The organism is Serratia sp. JSRIV001, from assembly GCF_019968745.1.
Lineage (GTDB): Bacteria > Pseudomonadota > Gammaproteobacteria > Enterobacterales > Enterobacteriaceae > Chania > Chania fonticola_B.
In genome coordinates this window covers 2,712,946-2,732,897 of the sequence record NZ_CP074147.1, presented here as the reverse complement: position 1 = coordinate 2,732,897, position 19,952 = coordinate 2,712,946, and the positions used below count along the sequence as shown (strand labels likewise).

Sequence of the window (19,952 nt, the reverse complement as noted above, 5' to 3'; positions counted from 1 at the left end):
CCTCTTATTCTTCATCACTGCCGACACATGAATCAATTGGTCCCTCTGCACCACTATCGCGCCCTGCTGCGCCATCTGTTTATTGCCATCCTGCTCGGCATTTGTGCTGCGCTGGCCGTGTGGTTATTTCACCGCGCCATGTACGGGCTTGAATGGTTGTTGCTGGATCACGAGGAAGGCAGTTTGGTGGCCGCTGCCGCTGCACTGCCCGGATGGCGCAGAGCGTTGACGCCAGCATTGGGTGGATTAGCCGCTGGCTTTTTGTTGTGGATCTACCAGCGTTACCAACATCAAAAACCCATCGCGCCAACGGATTATATGGAAGCGATTGAAGCCGGTGACGGACGGCTAGCCGTTAACGCCAGCCTGATAAAATGCCTGGCCTCACTGTTGGTGGTTTCCAGCGGTAGCACCATTGGCCGCGAGGGGGCGATGATCCTGCTGGGGGCGTTGGTGGGGTCGGTATTTGCCCAGCGCTTTACCCCGGCGAAAGAATGGAAATTGTGGGTGGCTTGCGCTGCCGCAGCCGGGATGGCTAGCGCCTATCATGCCCCGTTGGCGGGTAGCCTGTTTATCGCGGAAATCCTGTTTGGCTCGCTGATGCTGGCCTCGCTTGGCCCGGTAGTGATCGCCGCCGTGAGCGCGCTACTGATGACCAATTTGCTGAACGGTGGCCAGGCTCCGCTCTATATCGTGGAGCCGCTTGCTGCTCCCTGGCCGGTGCAGTATCTGTTAATGGCCTTGGTGGGCATACTGGCAGGAGTTTGTGGCCCGTTGTTTCTGTGGGCGATGGCGGCCAGCGGGCGGGCATTTCGCTCGCTCAATCTCATACCGCCATTACAGCTGGCGCTTGGCGGGCTGATCGTCGGGTTGCTTTCCTTGTTGTATCCCGAAGTCTGGGGAAATGGCTATAGCGTGGTGCAATCTTTGCTCTCGGCACCACCGGGGATGCTGCTGGTCAGTGCGATCCTGATTTGCAAACTGTTAGCCCTGTTGGCCAGTAGTGGATCAGGTGCACCTGGTGGCGTGTTCACGCCGACATTATTCGTGGGGGCCGCATTGGGCTCGGTAGTGGGCCAGATGTTTGGCCTATGGCCAGAGTTGGGTACTGCTGTGCCCATTCTGCTGGCACTGACCGGTATGGCGACATTGCTGGCTGCCACCACTCATGCGCCCATTATGGCGGCATTAATGGTGTTTGAGATGACCGGGGAATATACCCTGCTGCCAGGCATTCTGTTGGCTTGCGTTATCGCCACTACCATTGCTCGCGGGCTACGCCCACAGTCGGTTTATCACAACGCGTAACGGTCAACCAGCTGCGAAACGTCCAGATATTGTGCCAGCTCACGTTGTTCTGCGCGCGGCAGATACGGGATCTCACCCAGCAATGGAGCCGGAATACGCTGCTGCATCGCATCGATAGTTTCTGCATAGTGAGCTAAACCAGGGTTGATACGATTAGCCACCCAGCCCAGCAATGGTAAGCCATCGTTAATAATTGCCTGTGCAGTTAATAGCGCATGACTGACACAGCCCAGTTTGATCCCGACCACCAGGATAACCGGCAGTTGTTCCTGTACCACCCACTCGGCATAAGGACGGAGATCGTTCATCAATACCCGCCAGCCGCCGCTGCCCTCCACCACTACCGTATCGGCCTTGGCGGCGAGATGGTGCAAACCACGGCTCATCAGTCCGTAATCAATATCCTGAGTTGCATGGGCATGAAACACCTCATCCAGACAGGTGATCGGATTGATTTCATCATAGGACAGCGGCAGTGAGGAAGAGGCCTGTAAAACTAAAGCGTCTCTATTGCGGATGCCTTCACCGGTTTCATGGCAGCGCGCCGCAATGGGCTTATAACCCGCCACTGAGCGACCTTGCGCGGCGAAAGCCTGCAATAAACCGCGGGAAACCACTGTCTTACCTACGTCGGTATCCGTGCCTGTAACAAATAAACGCTTTAACATGAATAGATTGCCTTGAAATGCCTCGTTAACCTAAAAAACCGCCGTAAATCACGACGAGAGTCGTCCTACGGGAAAAGTCTAGGGGATGCAACTCAACGGGGGCTTGAGGTAGCTCAATCTTTTGGCGGTAAATAATAAGAAACTCTGATAAGGGGTATCAAGGTCAAAGGAACGAAAACGTACCCAGGTTTTTGTGGCGCCGAGTGCCTCGTATCGGCATGATCCAGGGAGCTAACTACCGTGGTTTTAATGGTCGTTGAACCTAACCCCTATTTTCTTTTTGTCCACACTGGTGGGGAGTTTTTCTGGGTGAATAACTTTCCCGATGGGGGTATAGCGGTAGGATGATTCAAATGACTCATAGAACAACACCAACGTTTGCGTACCGTACAACATGAGATCGCCTGCCTGAATAGTCCCAGGCCGTACAGGGCTTGAAGGCAACTTATGGGGAAGTTCGGCAAATATCTCATTACCATTCAACTCTTCCATACCAAGTTGCAATGGTAAAGAATTAACAAATGCTTTAGCCGCTGGATTGTCGTGAAGTTTGACCTCAAATTGTTGGTCATCAATATTCATTTTAACCATCATCGGGCTCTCCTTAAGGGGCGGGTTAATGATCATCTCGGCATGGCCTGCCAAAGTACAAGCCAGCAGCAGACCCGGTATTAAAGTGTTCTGATATTTCATACGATAAACCCAAAAAAATTAGCCACACCCGTCAGGATGCGGCTTTTGACATTATTTGAGGTTAGCCTTAAAGAACGACGTCAGCTTAGCAAATGGGATCATGTCGCTACGGTCATAAAGATCGACATGGCCTGCCCCCGGCACGATGTACAACTCTTTCGGCTGTCCGGCACGTTTGTAAGCATCTTCACTAAATTCTTTCGAATGCGCCCGATCGCCGGTGATGAACAGCATCGCGCGTGGCGAGATCGTTTCAATATCGTTGAACGGATAGAAGTTCATGAACTTCCCAATGCTGCTCAACATCGGTTTGGTTGTCAGCTCTTCTTTCTCACCCTGTGGTGTATAACTTCCTCGCGGTGTGCGATAGAAATCGAAGAATTCTCGTTGAATTGCTGGCGTTGAATCATCAAGCTGGTTAACGGTACCTGGGATATAAGCAATGTCTCCGCCATTAAACTCAACAGCTCGTTGTTCTATTGCAGATTTAATGAATGCTTTACGCTGTTCAGGCGTAACGGAATGATGAAGACCATGGCGGAAAGCCGCCCCCATGTCATACATACTCACCGTGGCCACGGCCTTCATTCTCGGGTCAATTTTGGCAGCACTGATAACGAAGCTCCCGCTACCGCAAATACCCAGCACGCCAATTTTCTCCGGATTAACGTAAGGTTGAGTATTCAGATAATCGACCGCGGCACTGAAATCATCCGCATAAATTTCCGGAGAAATAAGATGGCCGGGTTTTCCTTCACTTTCTCCCCAGAAGGAAAGATCAATTGCCAACGTCACAAACCCTTGCTCGGCCAGTTTCTGGGCATACAGATTTGAGCTTTGTTCTTTTACCGCCCCCATCGGATGGCCAATGACAATCGCCGGGTTTTGTGAATTCTGAACCATCCCTTTCGGTATAAACAGATTGCCGACCACACTCATCTGATACTGGTTTTTGAAGGTCACCTTTTGCTGGGTGACTTTATCGCTTTGGTAAAAATTATCGGCTCCGTTAGACATATCGGCGCCAACTGCCGCAAATGAACTGATTAACAGCCCTAACAGCATGGTAAATTTTCTCATCAGAGAATTCCTCATTGGGTTTGGTGGATATCTTTACGTGACGTCAATAACGCCAGGGCGGCCGCTATCACTAACAAAATGCCGCTGATGGTGAAGGTGCTTTGATAACCGCTGTGGTCAAATGCTAACCCGCCGATTGTGGAGCCTAATGCGATGGACAGTTGCACTATGGCAACCATCAGGCCACCGCCAGCCTCCGCATCTTCCGGCAGTGTTCTAGCGATCCACGTCCACCAACCGGTGGGTGCAGCAGTGGCGATTAAGCCCCATAAACCAAGCAGTGTTGCAACAATCCAAACACTCTGACCAAAAGCGATCAGTGCTCCGGCAATAGCGGCCATTAGCAAAGGGATGGCAATGAGTGTGGGGTAAAAACCTGATGCCAAAAATGCGCTAATCACCAGGGTTCCGATAAAGCCAGCAACTCCTATTGCCAGTAAAATAAGCGACAACGTAGTGATATCTACCTGCGTTACCCTCTCAAGAAACGGACGTAGATAAGTAAACAAAGCAAATTGGCCCATAAAGAATAATCCGCAGGCCGCAAGCCCCATCGCCACAAGCGGGTTAGCCAAAAGACGAAAAACAGTACCGTTACGCTTATCGCTTTTATCAGCCTTCATTGCAGGCAGGCTGAACCACTGCCAGATAAAAACAATCACTCCAACCGGAACAAGGCAAAAGAATGCGCCTCGCCAACCGATAATCGAGCCCAGATAACTGCCAAGTGGTGCGGCTATAACGGTTGCCAAGGCGTTACCCCCGTTAAAGATGGCCAGCGCACTTGGAACCTGGTGTTGCGGAACCAGGCGAAGAGCAGTAGCGGCTGATAAGGACCAGAACCCACCAATAGCAATACCAATCAGGGCACGGCCAACCATGTAAATCAGGTAACTGGGTGCTAACGCGAGAATGGCTCCGGAGAACGCCATCAACGCAGTCATGCTCAACAGTAATGTCTTGCGATTGAGACCTCCGGCCAGTGTAGAAATGGAGAGACTCGTCAGTACCGCAAATACGCCGGAAATAGCGATCCCCTGCCCAACCAGCCCCTCACTGATCCCTAGCTCTCCCGATATGGGCGTCAGCAGGCTGACAGGCATAAACTCCGAAGCAATGAGCGCAAAGACACACAACGTCATGGCAAATACTCCGCTCCAGTATGCGCGTTCTTTATGAGGTGATAGATCGTTCGACAAGATGGGCATAAATTGCTGACTCCGAATAACCCCCGGCAGTTTTCAGGTAAACCGCGGCCGAACGCTATTCGCAGGAATAACGTCAGGAAAGTAAAAATGGAAAGAGCAACAGCGTTTATCCGCCATCGCTTAATAATCTCTTGCTGGAAATTTTACACTCAGGGTGCATCATTACTAGCTAATGAATACTTAATAGGTTTATAACTGTAGCTTATTAATGAGACGGGCCATACCTGATGAAACGCAACCTGAACGACCTGCTCTATTTTGTCACGGTCGCACGTGAAAGCAGCTTTACCCGTGCCGCAGCACAGCTGGGTGTAACGCAGCCTGCACTCAGCCAGGCGATTTCTGCACTTGAAGATCGTATGCAAATTCGCCTGCTGACGCGTACCACCCGTAGCGTATCGCCGACTTCCGCCGGAGAGCGGTTGCTACTGGCTATTGGTAATCGCATCGATGAGATTGAAGCCGAACTGGATATGCTGACCGAGCTGCGCGATAAGCCTGCAGGTACGGTCCGTATCACCTGCGGGCCAAATGTTTTACACAGTACCCTGCTGCCAAAGCTGACCCCGCTGTTGCATGAGTACCCGGATATTAATATCGAGTTCGACGCAAACCATGGTTTTCGCGATATCGTGGCAGATCGGTTTGATGCGGGCGTTCGACTGGGTGACACCATTGATAAAGACATGATAGCGGTACCCATCGGGCCCAAATTACGTATGGCCGCAGTGGCATCTCCGGGCTATTTTTCACGTTATCCTATCCCCAACACCCCCCATGAGTTGACGCAGCACAGGTGCATAAATCAACGTATGGTCAGGTCTGGGGGGTTGTATATCTGGGATTTCGATCAGGATGAGGGGGATCTTAATGTTCGCGTCAGCGGACAGCTCATTTTCAATACCTCTGAACATATTGTTGCTGCGGCGCTTGCAGGACACGGGATTGCTTTTTTGCCAGAAGAAGAGTTTGGATCACATATTAAAGAAGGTAATCTGGTGCGTGTGCTGGAGCAATGGTGCAAGCCCTTCCCCGGCTACTACCTGTATTATCCCAGTCGCAAACAGCCTTCTCCAGCATTCTCGTTGGTCCTTGAAGCACTTAGGATCGGTCGAAAGCGTAGCCCTGCCAACGAGACAGTGGAAGCGTAGTTTTTGGGTTCAATTCCCGGGTAGTTAATGCCACAGGCTAAATCAACCTTGTAGCAACTTCACCAACAAAGAACCGTTATACATGGCTTCTTTCACCAGTGCGGCTCCCGGCATGGTGCCTTGGTTGAAGAACTGGGTGGATTCAACTTGAACATGCTCGCTGTACGCAGGCAAGGATTGCTGACGAATGCAGGAAGCAATCGCCGGATGCAGAATTTCAGCGGCCCGGTTCAACGGTGAACCTACCAGGATTTTTTCCGGATTGAACAGGTTGACCATGATCGCCACAATGCGCCCGACGCTGTGCCCGACGCCAAGAATAATATCTTTGGCTAACTGATCGCCAGCCATTGCCGCATCGCATAGCGATTCCACGGTCAATGGTGCGCCATGCAGCATGGAAGACATCGAGCCTCCCAAACGTTGCTGGGCAATTTCCAGCATGTTTTCAATACTGGCGACCGTTTCCAGGCAACCATGGTTGCCGCAATAGCAGCGTTTACCGTACGGATCGACCTGTGTGTGACCTATCTCCACCACGCTGCTGCTACCCGCATGCAGTACGCGTCCGTTAGTGATCACCCCTGCACCAACGTTATGATCGATGACGACCTGAATGACGTTGTGGCTGCCACGGGATGCGCCATACAGCGCCTCTGCCATCGTCCAGGCGCAGATATCATGCTGAACATAAACCGGCAGGCCCGTCAGTGCCTCTAGCGCTGGCCCCAACGCCATTTCGTTGACGTCATAAAACGGCATGCGGTGAACAATACCCGCGGCGGTATCAATCATGCCGGGCAGTGTGATGGCGATGGCGGTTAAACGTTCCAGTTTGCTTTGGTGGCGGATAAAGAACTGATCGACTTCACTAACGATACGCTGTAATAACGGTTCGGGATGTTCGGCTTTTAACGGCAGCAGTTCTTCAACCACCATCTTGCTACTGAGATCGCGCAGCGCCAGGGTAATGGTGCCACGGCTGATACGTGCAGAGAGGTAATGCCAGGCTTCGGTGTCAAGCACCAGGCCAACGGCCGGTCGGCCACGGCTGCCCACTTCCTGATATTCGGTTTCTTTAACCAGATGCGCTTCGAGCAGCTCACGCACTATCTTGGTGATACTGGCAGGTGCCAGCTGTGCCCGCTTGGATAATTCGATGCGCGAAATCGGCCCCAGCCGATCTATCAGCCGGTAAACTGCCCCTGCATTGGTTTGCTTGATCTGATCAATATGCCCAGGCTGCCCATCCGCAATCACACACCCGCTCCTGCTATTTTTCGCGCTTCTAAATAAAGATTAGGGGCTATGGTGGGGCTTTTGGAATACAGCGTCAACTATTTGATTCGTTATGTGATTAACAGCACAAATTCACCGAGCTTTCCGCCAAAAACGCCTCTTATTTACCCAGCTTTGGGTTCGAGCATCAGCGCCATTAACGCCTTGGCCGCTGCCGTTAACGGCCTGCTGCGATGATGCACCAACCAGACCTCAGTCATCGCCTCCGGCTCGGCTAAGGGGAGATAGGTCACCCCATCGATCTTCACTCTGCCAAATGACATCGGCAAAATGGAAATCCCCAACCCGGCCGCGACCAGACCGATAATAGTCATCGCTTCCCCCACTTCTTGCGTGATGTAAGGGGCGATCCCGGCATTGGCCAGTAAAGCCAGAATTTCGTCATACAGCGCGGTGCCCACTTCGCGGGAAAAGAACACGAAGGGTTCCTGGGCCAAATCGCTGAAACGCAGCGTGCCTGATGCCTTTAGGGTTAACGGGTGGCCATTCGGCACTACGGCAAGCAAGGGCTCGCGTAATAACAACTGATGCTGCAGCGCATCCGGCAAGCGGGTATTGCGCATCACGCCCAGATCAAGGTCACCGTTGAGCAGCGGTTCAAGCTGTTGCTTGGTGTTCACCTCACGCATTTTGATATGCACATCCGGTGATAACTGGCGAAAGGCTCGCAAGCTACGGGAAACCACGCTGATAAACGGAGCCGAAGAGGTAAAACCAATCGTCAGTTCGCCCAGTTCACCACGCTCCAGGCGCGCCGCCTTCTCTGCTGCCCGGTTGACCTGGGCAAGCACCTGATAGGCTTCTTTCAAGAACATCTCACCCGCCTGGGTCAGGCTGACGTTACGGTTATTGCGTGCCAGCAAACGCGCGCCCACCATATCCTCCAGTGCCTGGATCTGTTGGCTAAGGGGCGGCTGGGAAATCCGTAGCCGCTCCGCCGCCCGGCCAAAATGCAGTTCTTCAGCGACGGCCACAAAGTAACGCAAATGTCTGAGCTCGATATTCATACTTTAAACATCTTAATTAGGATGATTAATATATTAGACAAAAAACTGGCCGCTCCCTATGATTTTGTGACTCAAGACGTATTTTTTATCTCCCTAACCCGGTAAGGAACCGCTGTGACAACCGCTTCGCGTTCTGCGGCCAGTATGCCAAAAACGCTGCCTGCGCCTGACAGTGCCCCAACAACCAAACGCACCACGCTGAATAAACTCCCCTACATCGAACGCGGTACACCGCAATTTATGCGTGTGACCTTGGCGCTGTTCTCTGCCGGGCTGGCTACCTTTGCGCTGCTGTACTGTGTGCAACCGATCTTGCCGGTACTTTCGCAAGATTTTGGCATCTCCCCAGCGGAGAGCAGCCTTTCCCTCTCCTTCTCCACTGGGATGTTGGCCATCGGCCTGATGTTTACCGGCCCACTGTCAGATGCGATCGGCCGCAAGTCGGTGATGGTGGTGGCCCTGCTGTTGGCGGCAATCTGTACGCTGATTTGTGCCTTCATGACCAGTTGGCACGGCATCTTGGTGATGCGGGCGCTGATTGGGCTTTCGCTGAGCGGGGTTGCGGCAGTCGGTATGACCTATCTGAGCGAAGAGATCCATCCGAGCTTCGTGGCCTTTTCTATGGGCCTTTATATCAGCGGCAATTCGATCGGTGGGATGAGTGGGCGCCTGGTGACCGGGGTGCTCACCGATTTCTTCTCCTGGCGGATCTCGCTGGCGGTGATTGGGGTGTTCGCCCTGGCGGCGGCTTGCATGTTCTGGCGCATTCTGCCCGCATCCAAGCACTTCCGCGCTAGTTCATTGCGGCCAAGAACGTTGCTGATTAACTTTAAGCTGCATTGGCACGATAAGGGGCTGCCGCTGCTGTTTGCCGAAGGGTTCCTGCTGATGGGTAGCTTTGTGACAATGTTCAACTACATTGGCTACCGCCTGCTGAGCGATCCTTATCATCTTAGCCAGGCAATTGTGGGCCTGTTGTCGGTGGTGTATCTCACCGGTTCTTACAGTTCACCCAAAGCGGGTGCCCTGACCTCCAAATTTGGCCGCGGCCCGGTGCTGCTGGCGTCCATTATCATTATGCTGATCGGGATACTGATCACCGCCCTGGCCCCTGTCACTGTGATCTTTATTGGCATGATGCTGTTCACTGCCGGTTTCTTTGCCGCCCACTCGGTTGCCAGCAGTTGGATTGGCCGCCGCGCACGCCGGGCCAAAGGCCAGGCTTCCTCGCTCTATCTGTTTTGTTATTACGTGGGTTCCAGCGTTGCCGGTACGCTGGGCGGCGTGTTCTGGCATAACTTTGGCTGGGGCGGCGTAGTCGCCTTTATCAGCTTGATGCTGTTGCTGGCCCTGCTGGTTGGCCACTACCTGAAGAAATTGCCGGAAGCCGCGCGTATCTAACCTCCAGACCCTTTCCGCTCAGGGAAGGGTCCACCTTAGCTCCCTGTTCAGCCAAGTTCACTCATTGCTAATGACGATGATGCGGCTGAAGTTGCCACCCTGGTTACACTGCCTTACAATGCATGTTGTAACTAAAATGCGAGGTAATGATGGATAAGTACAGCCTGATCGGCAGAATGAATGCGCGTTTTAGCGAACTGGAACAGGCATTGGCGCAACTCCACCAGCAGATCCAACCGTTGCGATTGCTGGCAGCGCGGGTGTTCAGCCTGCCAGAAATCGAGAAAGGCAAGGAACATACCGCCATCGAACAGATCAGCGTGGAGCAACATGTGGGCCAGGCTGCCCGTGACCTCGCACTGGAACACTACCAACGGCTGTTTATCCACCACAACCGCCAACATATCAGCAGCAAGGCGGCGGTAAGATTGCCCGGTGTCATTTGCCTTGAGACCGAAAGAGCCGAGTATCTGGCACTACAACAGCAGATCGCCCGGATCAACCGCCTGAAGGCGGAGTTAGAACAGATCATTACCGTCGAGTCTGGCCTGGCACCTGAGCAACGTTTTGAGTTTGTGCACACCCACCTGCACGGTTTGATCACCCTTAGCGCCTATCGCTCCATTACCCTACTCACCAACCCGGACTCGGTGCGTTTTGGCTGGGCCAACAAGCACATCATCAAGAAGGTGAAGCGCGACGATATCCTGGCGCAATTAGAGAAAAGCCAGAAAGCCGGGCGCGCCGTTCCGCCCTACAACCGCGAACAGTGGGCCGAGTTGGTGGGCCGCGAAATTGACGACGTCAGCCGCCTGCCGCAGAACGCCACGCTGAAAATCAAACGGCCGGTAAAGGTGCAGCCAATCGCGCGCGTATGGTATCAACCGCAGCAAAAACAGGTACAGCACCCCTGCCCGCTGCCGCTGATTGCCCTGTGCCAACCAGAGATGGGCGCACAGGTGCCGAAGATCGGTGAACTGCTCAATTACGACGTGACGGCGGTAAAACACAAATATAAGCCGGAGGCTAAGCCTCTGCGCCTGCTAGTGAAACGCCTGCATCTCTATACCGATGTTGAGGGATAATTAACGGGCGTAAAATCAGTTTATCGCGGTATTTGGTTGAACGGGCACAGCATGTGTGCCCCGTATGGCGAATCTAGCAGTGGAAGAATTACTCGTCGTTAAGCTGGTAAACACGCAGCCGATGGCCATCAAGATCGGCCGCAACAAAGGTGTAGCCGAAGTCCAGCTCGACCGGAGATTGCACGATAGTTAATCCTTTATCCCGCCACTGTTGATAGAGCGCATCGACCTGTTGCGGTTGTTCACACATAAAGCAGATTTCTGTACCGCCACCGGTCGCCGCTGGCGCAGGTTCAACGGTATGTTTTGACCACATGCCCAGCTTGAATCCGTTATTCAAGATAAACAAGGCAAAGGTGGGAGACTGCTCGACAGGTTCGGTTCCCAACAGCTGGCGATAAAATTCGGCGCTTTTTTCTGGATTATCGACATAAATCATGGTCATGCTTGGTGTAGTCATCACGTTATCCTCTGAGTGGGAACCGGCTGGCTCCTGATAACGTCACTCTAGTGCCCCCTACTGTCAGTTTATGGCAGCAGGATCATTGTGCAATGCCCTCGCTTTCCCGCCACTGCTTCATCAGTGCCCGGCGGCCGCGCGGGTAACGCAGTTCTAGCGGCGTCAAGCGGCCAATACGATCAAGGCGGAAATGGCGTATCGAGCCACGCAATTCACACCAGGCCATCAGGATCTGTACCTGTTCAAAGTAGCCCATGGCAAATGGCCACAAGATACGCTCGCTGCCATTACCGGCATAATCCCGATACTCCACCTTGATTTTACGCTCCAAACGGATGGCTTCACGGATCGTCACCAACGTTTCATCGGCCACATAGGCAGTAGGCACCGGGCCGATTAGCAGCGTATTGGCATCCAGCTCTTCACGCAGTTCCGCAGGCAACACGGCGGCAATTTTTGCCAACGCATTGGTCGCCGCCCCGGCAAGCTGGCTGTCCCCCCGGCGTTCTACCCAGCGCATACCCAGAACCAGCGCTTCGATCTCAGTTTGCGAGAACATCAGCGGCGGCAGCATAAATCCCGGCCGTAATACATAACCGATCCCGACTTCGCCAACAATATCTGCCCCCTGCTGCTGCAAGGTGGCGATATCGCGGTATAAAGTGCGCATGCTGATCCCCAGCTCTTCGGCCAGGGAATGCCCAGCGACCGGGTAACGATGGCGGCGCAGGATCTGCATCAGATCGAGCAGGCGTTGAGTGCGGGACATGGGTTACTCTCGTTGCAGCAGTTGTTGAATAAAGTCGGCAAAGGCACGGGCCTTGGCCGAGATGAAGTGCCCACTGGGAAACACCGCCCACAGCGCCAACGGTGGTAACTGCCATTGCGGCAAGACGGCAACCACCTTGCCCTCACGTAATTCACTACGAAACAGCCCTTCACAGGCTACCGTCGCACCAAAGCCAGCCACCACCATTTCACGTAAGCATTCGGTAGCACTCACGCGTACCCGGCCCTGCAATCGGACCTGTTGCTGCTGTTGTTCATGGGTGAACAGCCACTCCTCAGCGCCACCCGCACGGTGATGGATCACCATATCATGCTGTAGCAACTCCCGTGGCATTTGGGGCATCCCTGCTCTGGCAAAATACGCCGGTGCCCCGATGACTCGTTGCGTTGCTGAGCCCAATTTGCGGGCGGTAAAGCCGGAGTCAGCTAAATCACCAATACGCAAAGCGATATCGATCCCCTCGGCGATCAGCCCCAACTCGCCTTCATCAAGCAGCAGATCCATTGCCAATTCCGGGTTTTCGTGTAGAAACCGGCTCAAGTCCGGCAGTTCAATCATACGGGAAAACACCGCAGACGAAGCGACCCGCAGCCGACCAGTCAACACCTCGGCCACGCCTGACACGGCCGATTCGGTTTCCGCAACCTCCTGCAAGATGTGCTTGGCCCGCAGATAGAGCTGTTGTCCCGCTTCCGTCGGCCGTAAACCGTGAGTAGAGCGAAGGAGCAAGCGCGTATTCAGCTGTTGTTCCAACCGGACAATCGCCTTGGATACCGCCGGTTGACCCACGTTAAGCCGCCGGGCCGCAACGGAAAACGATCCTGCCTCAAACACGCTGATATAGGTGGCGTAGTCGCCTAGCTTATCCATCCTGCCATTCCCCACTGGAATAACCATTAGTGATCACCGCACTCTACCCCCATACAACGACAATAGGCAAACTGGTTGCTGTCCATTCGCTATTTTAAGGAACAACATGAAACTTCAGGATCAGCTCGACGCGTTCAAAGCCGCTTTTGAAGCAGGCCAACTGCCCTTCAAGCTTGCGCCCTCGGACCATGAACTCTTACGTCAGGGTATCGACGAGCTTATCAGTACAGAAATGGCCAACAACGCCTTGTCGGTTGGAGATCGCGCCCCTGAGTTTACTTTGCCGGATACCCAGGGTAACCCAGTCTCTTCCCGGCAATTGCTGGCTCAAGGGCCGCTGGTCGTCAGTTTCTATCGGGGAGGATGGTGCCCATACTGCAATATGGATCTCCAGGCACTGCAAGCAGTTCTGCCTGAGTTGCGTGACGGTGCCAACCTGGTGGCCATCTCGCCACAGTTGCCGGTTAACGGCCAGCAAATGCAGCAAGCGCATGGCTTAACGTTTCCTTTGCTGACGGATAGCGGCAATAGCCTGGCAGCACAGTTTGGTTTACGTTTCGCGTTGGCGAATGATCTTGTCGAGCTTTACACCAACAGCTTGGGTATCGACCTGACCAAGCTTAACGACGAAAGTGGATGGACATTGCCGATGCCTGCCCGCTTCGTTATCGCGCCTGGCGGTGACATCATGTATGCAGAAGTTAACCCGGATTATACCCAGCGTGCGGATCCACGGGCGTTGGTTTCATTGCTGAAGGGGTGAGCCGCGCTGCCAGGCGCTATCACCGCGCCTGGCCTTTGGCCTTATTTCCTCATGCTGCCGACCATCTCCTCTGGCCGTACCCACTCGTCAAACTGCTGTTCGGTCAAATAGCCCAACTTCAGCGCTGAGGCTTTCAGGGTTAATCCTTCCTTGTGGGCCTGTTTGGCGATTTCTGCCGCCTTGTCATAACCAATATGGGTATTCAAGGCGGTAACCAACATCAGCGACTCGTTAAGCAACTGGCCGATGCGTTCGCGGTTCGGTTCAATCCCCACCGCACAGTGCTCATTGAAGCCGCTCATGCCGTCTGCCAGCAAACGAACAGATTGCAGATAGTTGTGAATAACCAGCGGGCGGAATACGTTCAGCTCAAAGTTACCGGACGCGCCGCCAATGTTCACCGCCACGTCGTTGCCCATCACCTGCGCACAGAGCATGGTCATCGCTTCACACTGCGTGGGGTTGACCTTCCCCGGCATGATCGAGCTGCCCGGTTCATTTTCAGGAATGGCGATCTCACCGATGCCACAACGTGGGCCAGAGGCCAGCCAGCGCACATCGTTGGCGATCTTCATCAACGAGGCGGCCAAGCCCTTCAAGGCACCGTGGCCATGCACCAGCGCATCGCAGGTTGCCAAGGCTTCGAACTTGTTCGGCGCGGTGACAAAAGGCTGCCCGGTCAGTTCTGCCAAAGCCTTCGCCACCCGCACAGCGTATTCGGGATGAGTGTTCAGCCCGGTCCCCACAGCCGTACCGCCCAAGGCCAACTCACTAAGATGCGGGATGCTGGCTTCGATATGTTTGAGGTTATATTCCAACATCGCCGCCCAGCCGGAGATTTCCTGACCCAGCGTCAACGGCGTAGCATCTTGTAGATGGGTGCGGCCGATTTTGACGATATCGTGGAAAGCTTCTGCCTTGGCATGCAGCGTGCGGTGCAGCGCCTTCAACTCAGGGATCAGATGCTCGCGCACCGCGATCACTGCCGCTACATGCATTGCAGTAGGGAAAACGTCGTTGGAGCTCTGGCTTTTATTGACGTCGTCGTTGGGATGGACCCGCCGCGCATCACCGCGTTCGCCCCCCAGTAACTCGCTGGCACGGTTGGCCAGCACTTCGTTCATATTCATGTTGGTCTGGGTGCCGGAACCGGTTTGCCAGATCGACAATGGGAATTCATTGGGGTGCTTGTCCGCCAGCACTTCATCGGCAGCCTGGATAATCGCCTTGCCCCGCTCTGCTGGCAGTAACCCCAGATCCATATTGACGCTGGCTGCCGCACGCTTGGTCATCGCCAGCGCATGGATCAGCGCCGGGGGCATTTTTTCTGACGAGATACGGAAATGTTCCAACGAACGCTGAGTCTGCGCGCCCCACAGTTGGTCGGCGGGTACTTCGATGGGGCCCATTGAGTCTTTTTCAATCCGAACGCCTGCCATCACGGTCTCCTTAGCACAATTCCTAAAATGAAGGGGAAATGCCAACGAGTGATAGCCCGTTGGCGAGCCTCCTCAGTATAGCCAGATAATAACTATTCGCATTAACGTCCTGCGTAAACAGCATTTTTAGCCATCTTGGCTTGCATGCGCCTGCGCCACATTGTTTACTTAGCGCAATTTTCTTGAGAAAGCAGGGATACGATCATGCAAAAAATGACTAATGCCATCCAAAACTACGCCTGGGGCAGCGTTGATGCGTTAACCAAGCTATATGGCATTGCCAACCCGACAGGCAAGCCAATGGCCGAACTGTGGATGGGTGCCCACCCTAAAAGCAGCTCACAGGTCACCGATCAGGCAGAAAACCTGCGTTCTTTGCGTGAAGTGATTGATACCGACCAGCCTAAACAGCTGGGTGCCGAAGTGGCACAACGCTTTGGTGAACTGCCGTTCCTGTTTAAGGTGCTGTGTGCCGACCAGCCGCTCTCCATTCAGGTCCATCCAAGCAAGAGTGCCGCAGAGGTAGGTTTTGCCAAAGAAAATGCCGCCGGTATTCCGTTTGACGCCGCAGAACGCAACTATAAAGACCCGAATCACAAGCCGGAACTGGTGTTTGCCCTGACACCGTTCCTGGCGATGAATGGCTTCCGCGAACTGGACGATATCGTTGCGCTGTTACAACCCCTTTCCGGCGCACATCACGATATCGCCGCCTTCCTGCAGCAGCCAGATACCGCCCACCTGGCGACCCTGTTTGCCAGCCTGCTGGGAATGAGCGGTGAGCAAAAAACGCTGGCGCTTGGCGTGCTGAAAGCCGCCTTGAACAACCAGCAGGGTGAGCCTTGGGACACCATCCGCTTTATCGCTCGTTTCTATGCCGACGACAGCGGCCTGTTCTCTCCGCTGCTGTTGAACGTGGTCAAACTGGCACCGGGTGAAGCCATGTTCCTGTATGCCGAGACCCCACATGCCTATCTGAACGGCGTCGCGCTGGAAGTGATGGCAAACTCGGATAACGTGCTGCGCGCGGGTCTGACGCCCAAATTCATCGATATTCCTGAACTGTTGGCCAACCTGCAGTTCCGCCCACAACCGGCATCTGGCCTGCTGACTCAGCCAGAGCAACGTGGCAAAGAACTGTTCTTCCCGATCCCCGTTGAGGACTTTGCCTTCTCGTTACACGATCTCGATGCCACACCGCAGCCACTGGCGCAAAACAGCGCGGCGATCGTGTTCTGCGTAGAAGGTGAAGCAACGCTGGAGAAACAGGGCCAACAGGTCATCTTGCAGCCAGGTGAATCCTGCTTTATTGCCGCCTTTGAATCCCCGGTTAACGTCACCGGGAGTGGCCGTATCGCCCGCGTTTATAATCAGTTGCCCTAATTGACGGTAAAATATAGGTAAATAAGTTGCTAAGATGATTAGTTTACCTACACAATAAAAACGCCTACGGGCGTTTTTTCGCAGGCCCAATTGGTCGCCCTGCCCTCTACCGGCTTTACAAAGGAATAACAGAACTATGAAAAAATCGTTAGTCGCTGTCAGCGTCATTGTGGTGCTCGGCGCAGCATGGACTGGAGCCTCTTGGTACACCGGCAAGCTTATCGAGCAACGGATGGGGGAAATGGTAGACACCGCCAATAGCCAGTTGAAGACCATCCTGCCTAAGGCCGGGGTCAAGATGAGCTATGAAAACTACCAACGCGGGATTTTCAGCAGCCAAGCCCGTTTTGTGCTGCGTGCCGATGGTAGCATCACCACCGACGATGCCCTGCTGAAGTCCGGCGAAGAAGTGGCCTTTATTGAAACCGTCGATCACGGCCCATTCCCGCTGGCCCAGTTGAAAAAATTCAACCTGATCCCAAGCATGGCCTCGGTACATACCAAGCTGGAAAACACGCCAAAAGTCAAAACCCTGTTTGAAATCACCAAAGGCAAGTCGCTGTTCAGCGCCGATTCACGCATTGCCTACAGCGGTGATGTCGCCAGTTCCATCGATGTGATCCCGGTGGAATACCAGAAAGACAAGTCCTCACTGAAATTCAGCGGTGCCAAAATTGACGCGGATATCGGCAAGAACATGCAAACCGCACTCCTGGACGCCAGCAGTGACAGCCTGGTGATCAGTGGCCCGAATCAGTCTGGCCAGAACGAGCAGATGACCATGCAAGGGCTGACGCTCAAAAGCAACACGCATCTGGGCCAATTCGGTCTGAGCCTGGGTGAGCAAGCGCTGGGCATGAAGCAACTGACCGTGGCTGTCGACGGTAAAGACGCCATGACGATGGAAGGCTTCAACCTGGCCAGCCAGTTCGGCGAGAAAGGCAACAGCCTCGCAGGCCAGTTGGATTACACCATGGCGGCGTTGAAAATTCAGGGCACCGATTTTGGCGCAGGTAAACTGCTGCTGAAAATCGATAACCTGGACGCTAAAGGGCTGAAAGAGTTTGCCGATCGTTACAACCAGCAGGCAATGGCCTTGCTGCAACAGGCCGAAACGCTGTCGCCAGAAGCCTACCAGCAGCAAACGGCTGAGATGCTGGTGCAAAACCTGCCGCTGTTGCTGAAAGGCAACCCAACCGTCAGCATCGCACCGCTGAGCTGGAAAAATGCCAAGGGTGAAAGTGCCTTTACCCTTAACCTCGATCTGCTGGATCCCGCACAGGCTGGTGCTGCGGCCGAATCACCGGACCAACAGCTTGCCCGTTCGGTCAAGAAAATCGACGCCCAGTTGACTATTCCGGTCGCTATGGCGCAGGAAACCATGGCTCAAGCGGCACAGCTGCAAGGTGCCAGTGCACAACAAGCACAGCAGCAGGCCGAGCAGCAGGTGAAAAGCCTGGCGGCAATGGGCGAGATGTTCAAGATCACCACGCTGAAAGATAACGTGATTGGCAGCAGCTTCAAATATGCCGATAACCAGATTGAGCTGAACGGCACCAAAATGTCGCTGCCGGAGTTCGTGGGTATGTTCGGGATGCTGGGCGGCGCTTCCGCACCAGAAGAAGACAGTGCGCCAGAACCCGATCAGCAGGATGCCGCTCCGGCACCTGAGCAGCCGATGATTCAGGGTCAGTAACACCACAGGGGCTTGGCGATACCAAGCCCCTATTCTCCTCCCCGCTGCAATAACTCCGCTTTTTCTTAAACCTCGCCGTTCTAGCGCAAATCGATTGCCAAGACAGTCATTCTGCCATCACAATCCTTGCCAATATTGGCCGTATTGCCGGACCTCTCAAGCTGTAGAAAGGGATCATCGAGTATGAAAAAATCATTAGTCGCCGTCAGCATTATTGCCGTCCTTGGCACAGCTTGGAGTGGAGCTTCCTGGTATACCGGCAAACTGATTGAGCAGCGGATGGAAACGTTGGTCGCCAATACCAACCAACAGTTGAAAGAGTACCTGCCCGATGCGGGGGTAAGACTTAGCGTTGAAAATTACCGACGTGGCATCTTTACCAGCCAGGTGCGTTACGTGCTACATAATGAAGATCCCTCCATGCAGATCAACGGGGATAAAGTGGCATCGTTGGTCAAGATCGACCACGGCCCCTTCCCACTGAGCCAGGTGACACGATTGAATTTGCTGCCGGCAATGGCCTCGCTGCACGCCGAACTGGAAAATACGGCGGCCCTCAAAACGCTGTTTGATCTCACCAAAGGCAAATCACCCATCACCTCCGATACGCGTATTACTTTCAACGGGGATATTTCATCGGTTGTCGATGTACTCCCGCTGAATCACGAGCAAAGCGAATACCTGCTGACATTCAGCGGGGCTAAACTGACGGCTGACATCAGCCACGACCTGAAAAATGTCAGGTTGGATTTCAATACTGATAACCTGGAAATCGCGGACAAACACCAAGGAAAAATCGTATTACATGGGGTGACATGTCAAAGTGATACCAAGAAAAACCCCTTGAATTTCAATCTAGGCACCCAGTTTTTACGCGTAAAGCAGCTACAGGTCGTTGGAGATGCCCAAGATGTCCTGGTGGAGGGGTTTACTATGGCCAGCCAGACCGATGATAAAGATGATTACCTGAATGGCCAATTCGATTACGGCGTAAGTGCGCTGAAAATCCACGGCAACGACCTGGGTTCGGGCCAACTGAAGTTAAAAGTTAACAATGTAGACGCCAAGGCAGTGAAAGCCTTTATCGATTTCTACAATCAACAAAGTCTCAATCTGCTACAGCAATATGAAGCCACTCAGCAGCAATTGGCCAAGTTGGTTGAACACAATATGCCACGGTTACTGAAGGGCTACCCAACCCTCAGCATTGCGCCAATGAGTTGGAAAAACAGCCAGGGCGAAGCCACCTTCACCTTTAATCTAGATCTGCAAGAGCTACTCCCGCCGGGCACGGTGGCAGCCCCACTGGATCAGCAACTGACACAGGCGATCAAAAGGCTGGAGGCCCATCTGACAATCCCTGAGTCAATGGCAACAGAATCAGCAGCTCAGCTAGCGCAGTTACAGGGCACCTCTACGCAACAAGCGCAAGCGATGGCACCGCAGCAAGTGCAAGGTCTGGTCGCCATGGCGCAAAAATTTAACCTTGTGACACAGCAAGACGGAGTGATTGGCGGCAACTTCCACTATGCGGATAATCAGGTCGAGCTCAATGGCAACAAAATGTCGCTACAGGCGTTTATTGGCGGCTTTACCGGGAGCGCTCCGGTAATCGAGGCAGCACCAGAACAACCGGCTCAATGCCATTAAT

At 53.8% G+C, this 19,952-nt stretch carries 18 protein-coding genes; 8 read left to right on the top strand and 10 right to left on the bottom strand.

The window, feature by feature from the left end; genetic code table 11:
• The first annotated feature begins 27 nt into the window (after positions 1-27).
• A complete protein-coding gene (gene clcB / locus KGP17_RS12545) occupies positions 28-1,308 on the top strand; it encodes a voltage-gated ClC-type chloride channel ClcB (protein WP_094981755.1) in 1,281 nt (426 codons plus the stop codon).
• On the opposite strand, the gene bioD is transcribed toward clcB, so the two are convergent.
• From bioD to KGP17_RS12525, 4 genes are all read right to left on the bottom strand, one after another.
• Positions 1,296-1,976, bottom strand: coding sequence for a dethiobiotin synthase (bioD, locus tag KGP17_RS12540; RefSeq protein ID WP_021804479.1), 681 nt, complete (start codon positions 1,974-1,976; stop codon positions 1,296-1,298). The two genes, clcB and bioD, sit on opposite strands and share 13 nt — an antisense overlap.
• Before the next feature lie 246 nt (positions 1,977-2,222).
• A complete protein-coding gene (locus KGP17_RS12535) occupies positions 2,223-2,669 on the bottom strand; it encodes a cyclophilin-like fold protein (protein WP_223499471.1) in 447 nt (148 codons plus the stop codon).
• 51 nt (positions 2,670-2,720) lie between these two features.
• Entirely contained in the window at positions 2,721-3,749 is a 1,029-nt protein-coding gene (locus tag KGP17_RS12530; protein ID WP_223499470.1) for an alpha/beta hydrolase, read from the bottom strand.
• An 11-nt stretch (positions 3,750-3,760) separates the two neighbouring features.
• Entirely contained in the window at positions 3,761-4,957 is a 1,197-nt protein-coding gene (locus tag KGP17_RS12525; RefSeq protein ID WP_223499468.1) for an MFS transporter, read from the bottom strand.
• A 227-nt stretch (positions 4,958-5,184) separates the two neighbouring features.
• On the opposite strand from KGP17_RS12525, the gene KGP17_RS12520 reads away from it, so the two are divergent.
• Complete coding sequence (locus KGP17_RS12520; protein WP_021804483.1) at positions 5,185-6,108, top strand: LysR family transcriptional regulator; 924 nt, start codon at positions 5,185-5,187, stop codon at positions 6,106-6,108.
• Between the two features lie 42 nt (positions 6,109-6,150).
• On the opposite strand, the gene KGP17_RS12515 is transcribed toward KGP17_RS12520, so the two are convergent.
• Together KGP17_RS12515 and KGP17_RS12510 are read right to left on the bottom strand one after the other, a co-directional pair.
• Positions 6,151-7,368: an ROK family transcriptional regulator gene (locus KGP17_RS12515; protein ID WP_021804484.1), complete on the bottom strand. Its 1,218-nt coding sequence runs from the start codon at positions 7,366-7,368 to the stop codon at positions 6,151-6,153.
• A gap of 143 nt (positions 7,369-7,511) precedes the next feature.
• Entirely contained in the window at positions 7,512-8,414 is a 903-nt protein-coding gene (locus tag KGP17_RS12510) for a LysR family transcriptional regulator (RefSeq protein ID WP_021804485.1), read from the bottom strand.
• Positions 8,415-8,558: 144 nt separating this feature from the next.
• Between KGP17_RS12510 and KGP17_RS12505 the strand changes: the two genes are divergently transcribed.
• Positions 8,559-9,815, top strand: a complete 1,257-nt coding sequence (locus tag KGP17_RS12505) for an MFS transporter (RefSeq protein ID WP_179247611.1) — start codon at positions 8,559-8,561, stop codon at positions 9,813-9,815.
• A 149-nt stretch (positions 9,816-9,964) separates the two neighbouring features.
• Complete coding sequence (tus, locus tag KGP17_RS12500; RefSeq protein ID WP_209528099.1) at positions 9,965-10,900, top strand: DNA replication terminus site-binding protein; 936 nt, start codon at positions 9,965-9,967, stop codon at positions 10,898-10,900.
• 88 nt (positions 10,901-10,988) lie between these two features.
• On the opposite strand, the gene KGP17_RS12495 is transcribed toward tus, so the two are convergent.
• From KGP17_RS12495 to KGP17_RS12485, 3 genes are all read right to left on the bottom strand, one after another.
• Complete coding sequence (locus KGP17_RS12495; RefSeq protein WP_059200751.1) at positions 10,989-11,360, bottom strand: VOC family protein; 372 nt, start codon at positions 11,358-11,360, stop codon at positions 10,989-10,991.
• Positions 11,361-11,442: 82 nt separating this feature from the next.
• A complete protein-coding gene (locus KGP17_RS12490; protein ID WP_021178034.1) occupies positions 11,443-12,129 on the bottom strand; it encodes a YafY family protein in 687 nt (228 codons plus the stop codon).
• A 3-nt stretch (positions 12,130-12,132) separates the two neighbouring features.
• The gene (locus KGP17_RS12485; RefSeq protein WP_059200749.1) at positions 12,133-13,020 is read right to left on the bottom strand and encodes a LysR family transcriptional regulator; all 888 of its coding nucleotides are present in this window, start codon (positions 13,018-13,020) and stop codon (positions 12,133-12,135) included.
• A gap of 106 nt (positions 13,021-13,126) precedes the next feature.
• Here KGP17_RS12485 and KGP17_RS12480 point away from each other — a divergent pair, with 106 nt between their 5' ends.
• Positions 13,127-13,783 carry a peroxiredoxin-like family protein gene (locus KGP17_RS12480; protein WP_223499466.1) on the top strand — a complete coding sequence of 219 codons (657 nt, stop codon included), beginning with the start codon at positions 13,127-13,129 and terminating at the stop codon, positions 13,781-13,783.
• 41 nt (positions 13,784-13,824) lie between these two features.
• Here KGP17_RS12480 and fumC read toward each other — a convergent pair whose 3' ends face one another.
• Entirely contained in the window at positions 13,825-15,222 is a 1,398-nt protein-coding gene (fumC, locus tag KGP17_RS12475) for a class II fumarate hydratase (RefSeq protein WP_209527353.1), read from the bottom strand.
• 204 nt (positions 15,223-15,426) lie between these two features.
• Here fumC and manA point away from each other — a divergent pair, with 204 nt between their 5' ends.
• From manA to KGP17_RS12460, 3 genes are all read left to right on the top strand, one after another.
• Positions 15,427-16,605, top strand: a complete 1,179-nt coding sequence (manA, locus tag KGP17_RS12470; protein ID WP_223499465.1) for a mannose-6-phosphate isomerase — start codon at positions 15,427-15,429, stop codon at positions 16,603-16,605.
• Between the two features lie 136 nt (positions 16,606-16,741).
• Positions 16,742-18,301, top strand: a complete 1,560-nt coding sequence (locus KGP17_RS12465) for a YdgA family protein (RefSeq protein WP_223499463.1) — start codon at positions 16,742-16,744, stop codon at positions 18,299-18,301.
• A 183-nt stretch (positions 18,302-18,484) separates the two neighbouring features.
• A complete protein-coding gene (locus KGP17_RS12460) occupies positions 18,485-19,951 on the top strand; it encodes a YdgA family protein (protein ID WP_223499461.1) in 1,467 nt (488 codons plus the stop codon).
• The last annotated feature ends 1 nt before the right edge of the window (position 19,952 follow it).

Coding starts and splice junctions, on each gene's coding strand:
- KGP17_RS12490 (WP_021178034.1), bottom strand. CDS start 12,129: ATGTCCCGCACTCAACGCCTGCTCGATCTGATGCAGATCCTGCGCCGC.
- KGP17_RS12460 (WP_223499461.1), top strand. CDS start 18,485: ATGAAAAAATCATTAGTCGCCGTCAGCATTATTGCCGTCCTTGGCACA.
- KGP17_RS12525 (WP_223499468.1), bottom strand. CDS start 4,957: ATGCCCATCTTGTCGAACGATCTATCACCTCATAAAGAACGCGCATAC.
- KGP17_RS12520 (WP_021804483.1), top strand. CDS start 5,185: ATGAAACGCAACCTGAACGACCTGCTCTATTTTGTCACGGTCGCACGT.
- KGP17_RS12510 (WP_021804485.1), bottom strand. CDS start 8,414: ATGAATATCGAGCTCAGACATTTGCGTTACTTTGTGGCCGTCGCTGAA.
- KGP17_RS12495 (WP_059200751.1), bottom strand. CDS start 11,360: ATGACTACACCAAGCATGACCATGATTTATGTCGATAATCCAGAAAAA.
- KGP17_RS12535 (WP_223499471.1), bottom strand. CDS start 2,669: ATGAAATATCAGAACACTTTAATACCGGGTCTGCTGCTGGCTTGTACT.
- KGP17_RS12485 (WP_059200749.1), bottom strand. CDS start 13,020: ATGGATAAGCTAGGCGACTACGCCACCTATATCAGCGTGTTTGAGGCA.
- KGP17_RS12530 (WP_223499470.1), bottom strand. CDS start 3,749: ATGAGAAAATTTACCATGCTGTTAGGGCTGTTAATCAGTTCATTTGCG.
- tus (WP_209528099.1), top strand. CDS start 9,965: ATGGATAAGTACAGCCTGATCGGCAGAATGAATGCGCGTTTTAGCGAA.
- fumC (WP_209527353.1), bottom strand. CDS start 15,222: ATGGCAGGCGTTCGGATTGAAAAAGACTCAATGGGCCCCATCGAAGTA.
- bioD (WP_021804479.1), bottom strand. CDS start 1,976: ATGTTAAAGCGTTTATTTGTTACAGGCACGGATACCGACGTAGGTAAG.
- KGP17_RS12465 (WP_223499463.1), top strand. CDS start 16,742: ATGAAAAAATCGTTAGTCGCTGTCAGCGTCATTGTGGTGCTCGGCGCA.
- manA (WP_223499465.1), top strand. CDS start 15,427: ATGCAAAAAATGACTAATGCCATCCAAAACTACGCCTGGGGCAGCGTT.
- KGP17_RS12505 (WP_179247611.1), top strand. CDS start 8,559: ATGCCAAAAACGCTGCCTGCGCCTGACAGTGCCCCAACAACCAAACGC.
- KGP17_RS12480 (WP_223499466.1), top strand. CDS start 13,127: ATGAAACTTCAGGATCAGCTCGACGCGTTCAAAGCCGCTTTTGAAGCA.
- clcB (WP_094981755.1), top strand. CDS start 28: ATGAATCAATTGGTCCCTCTGCACCACTATCGCGCCCTGCTGCGCCAT.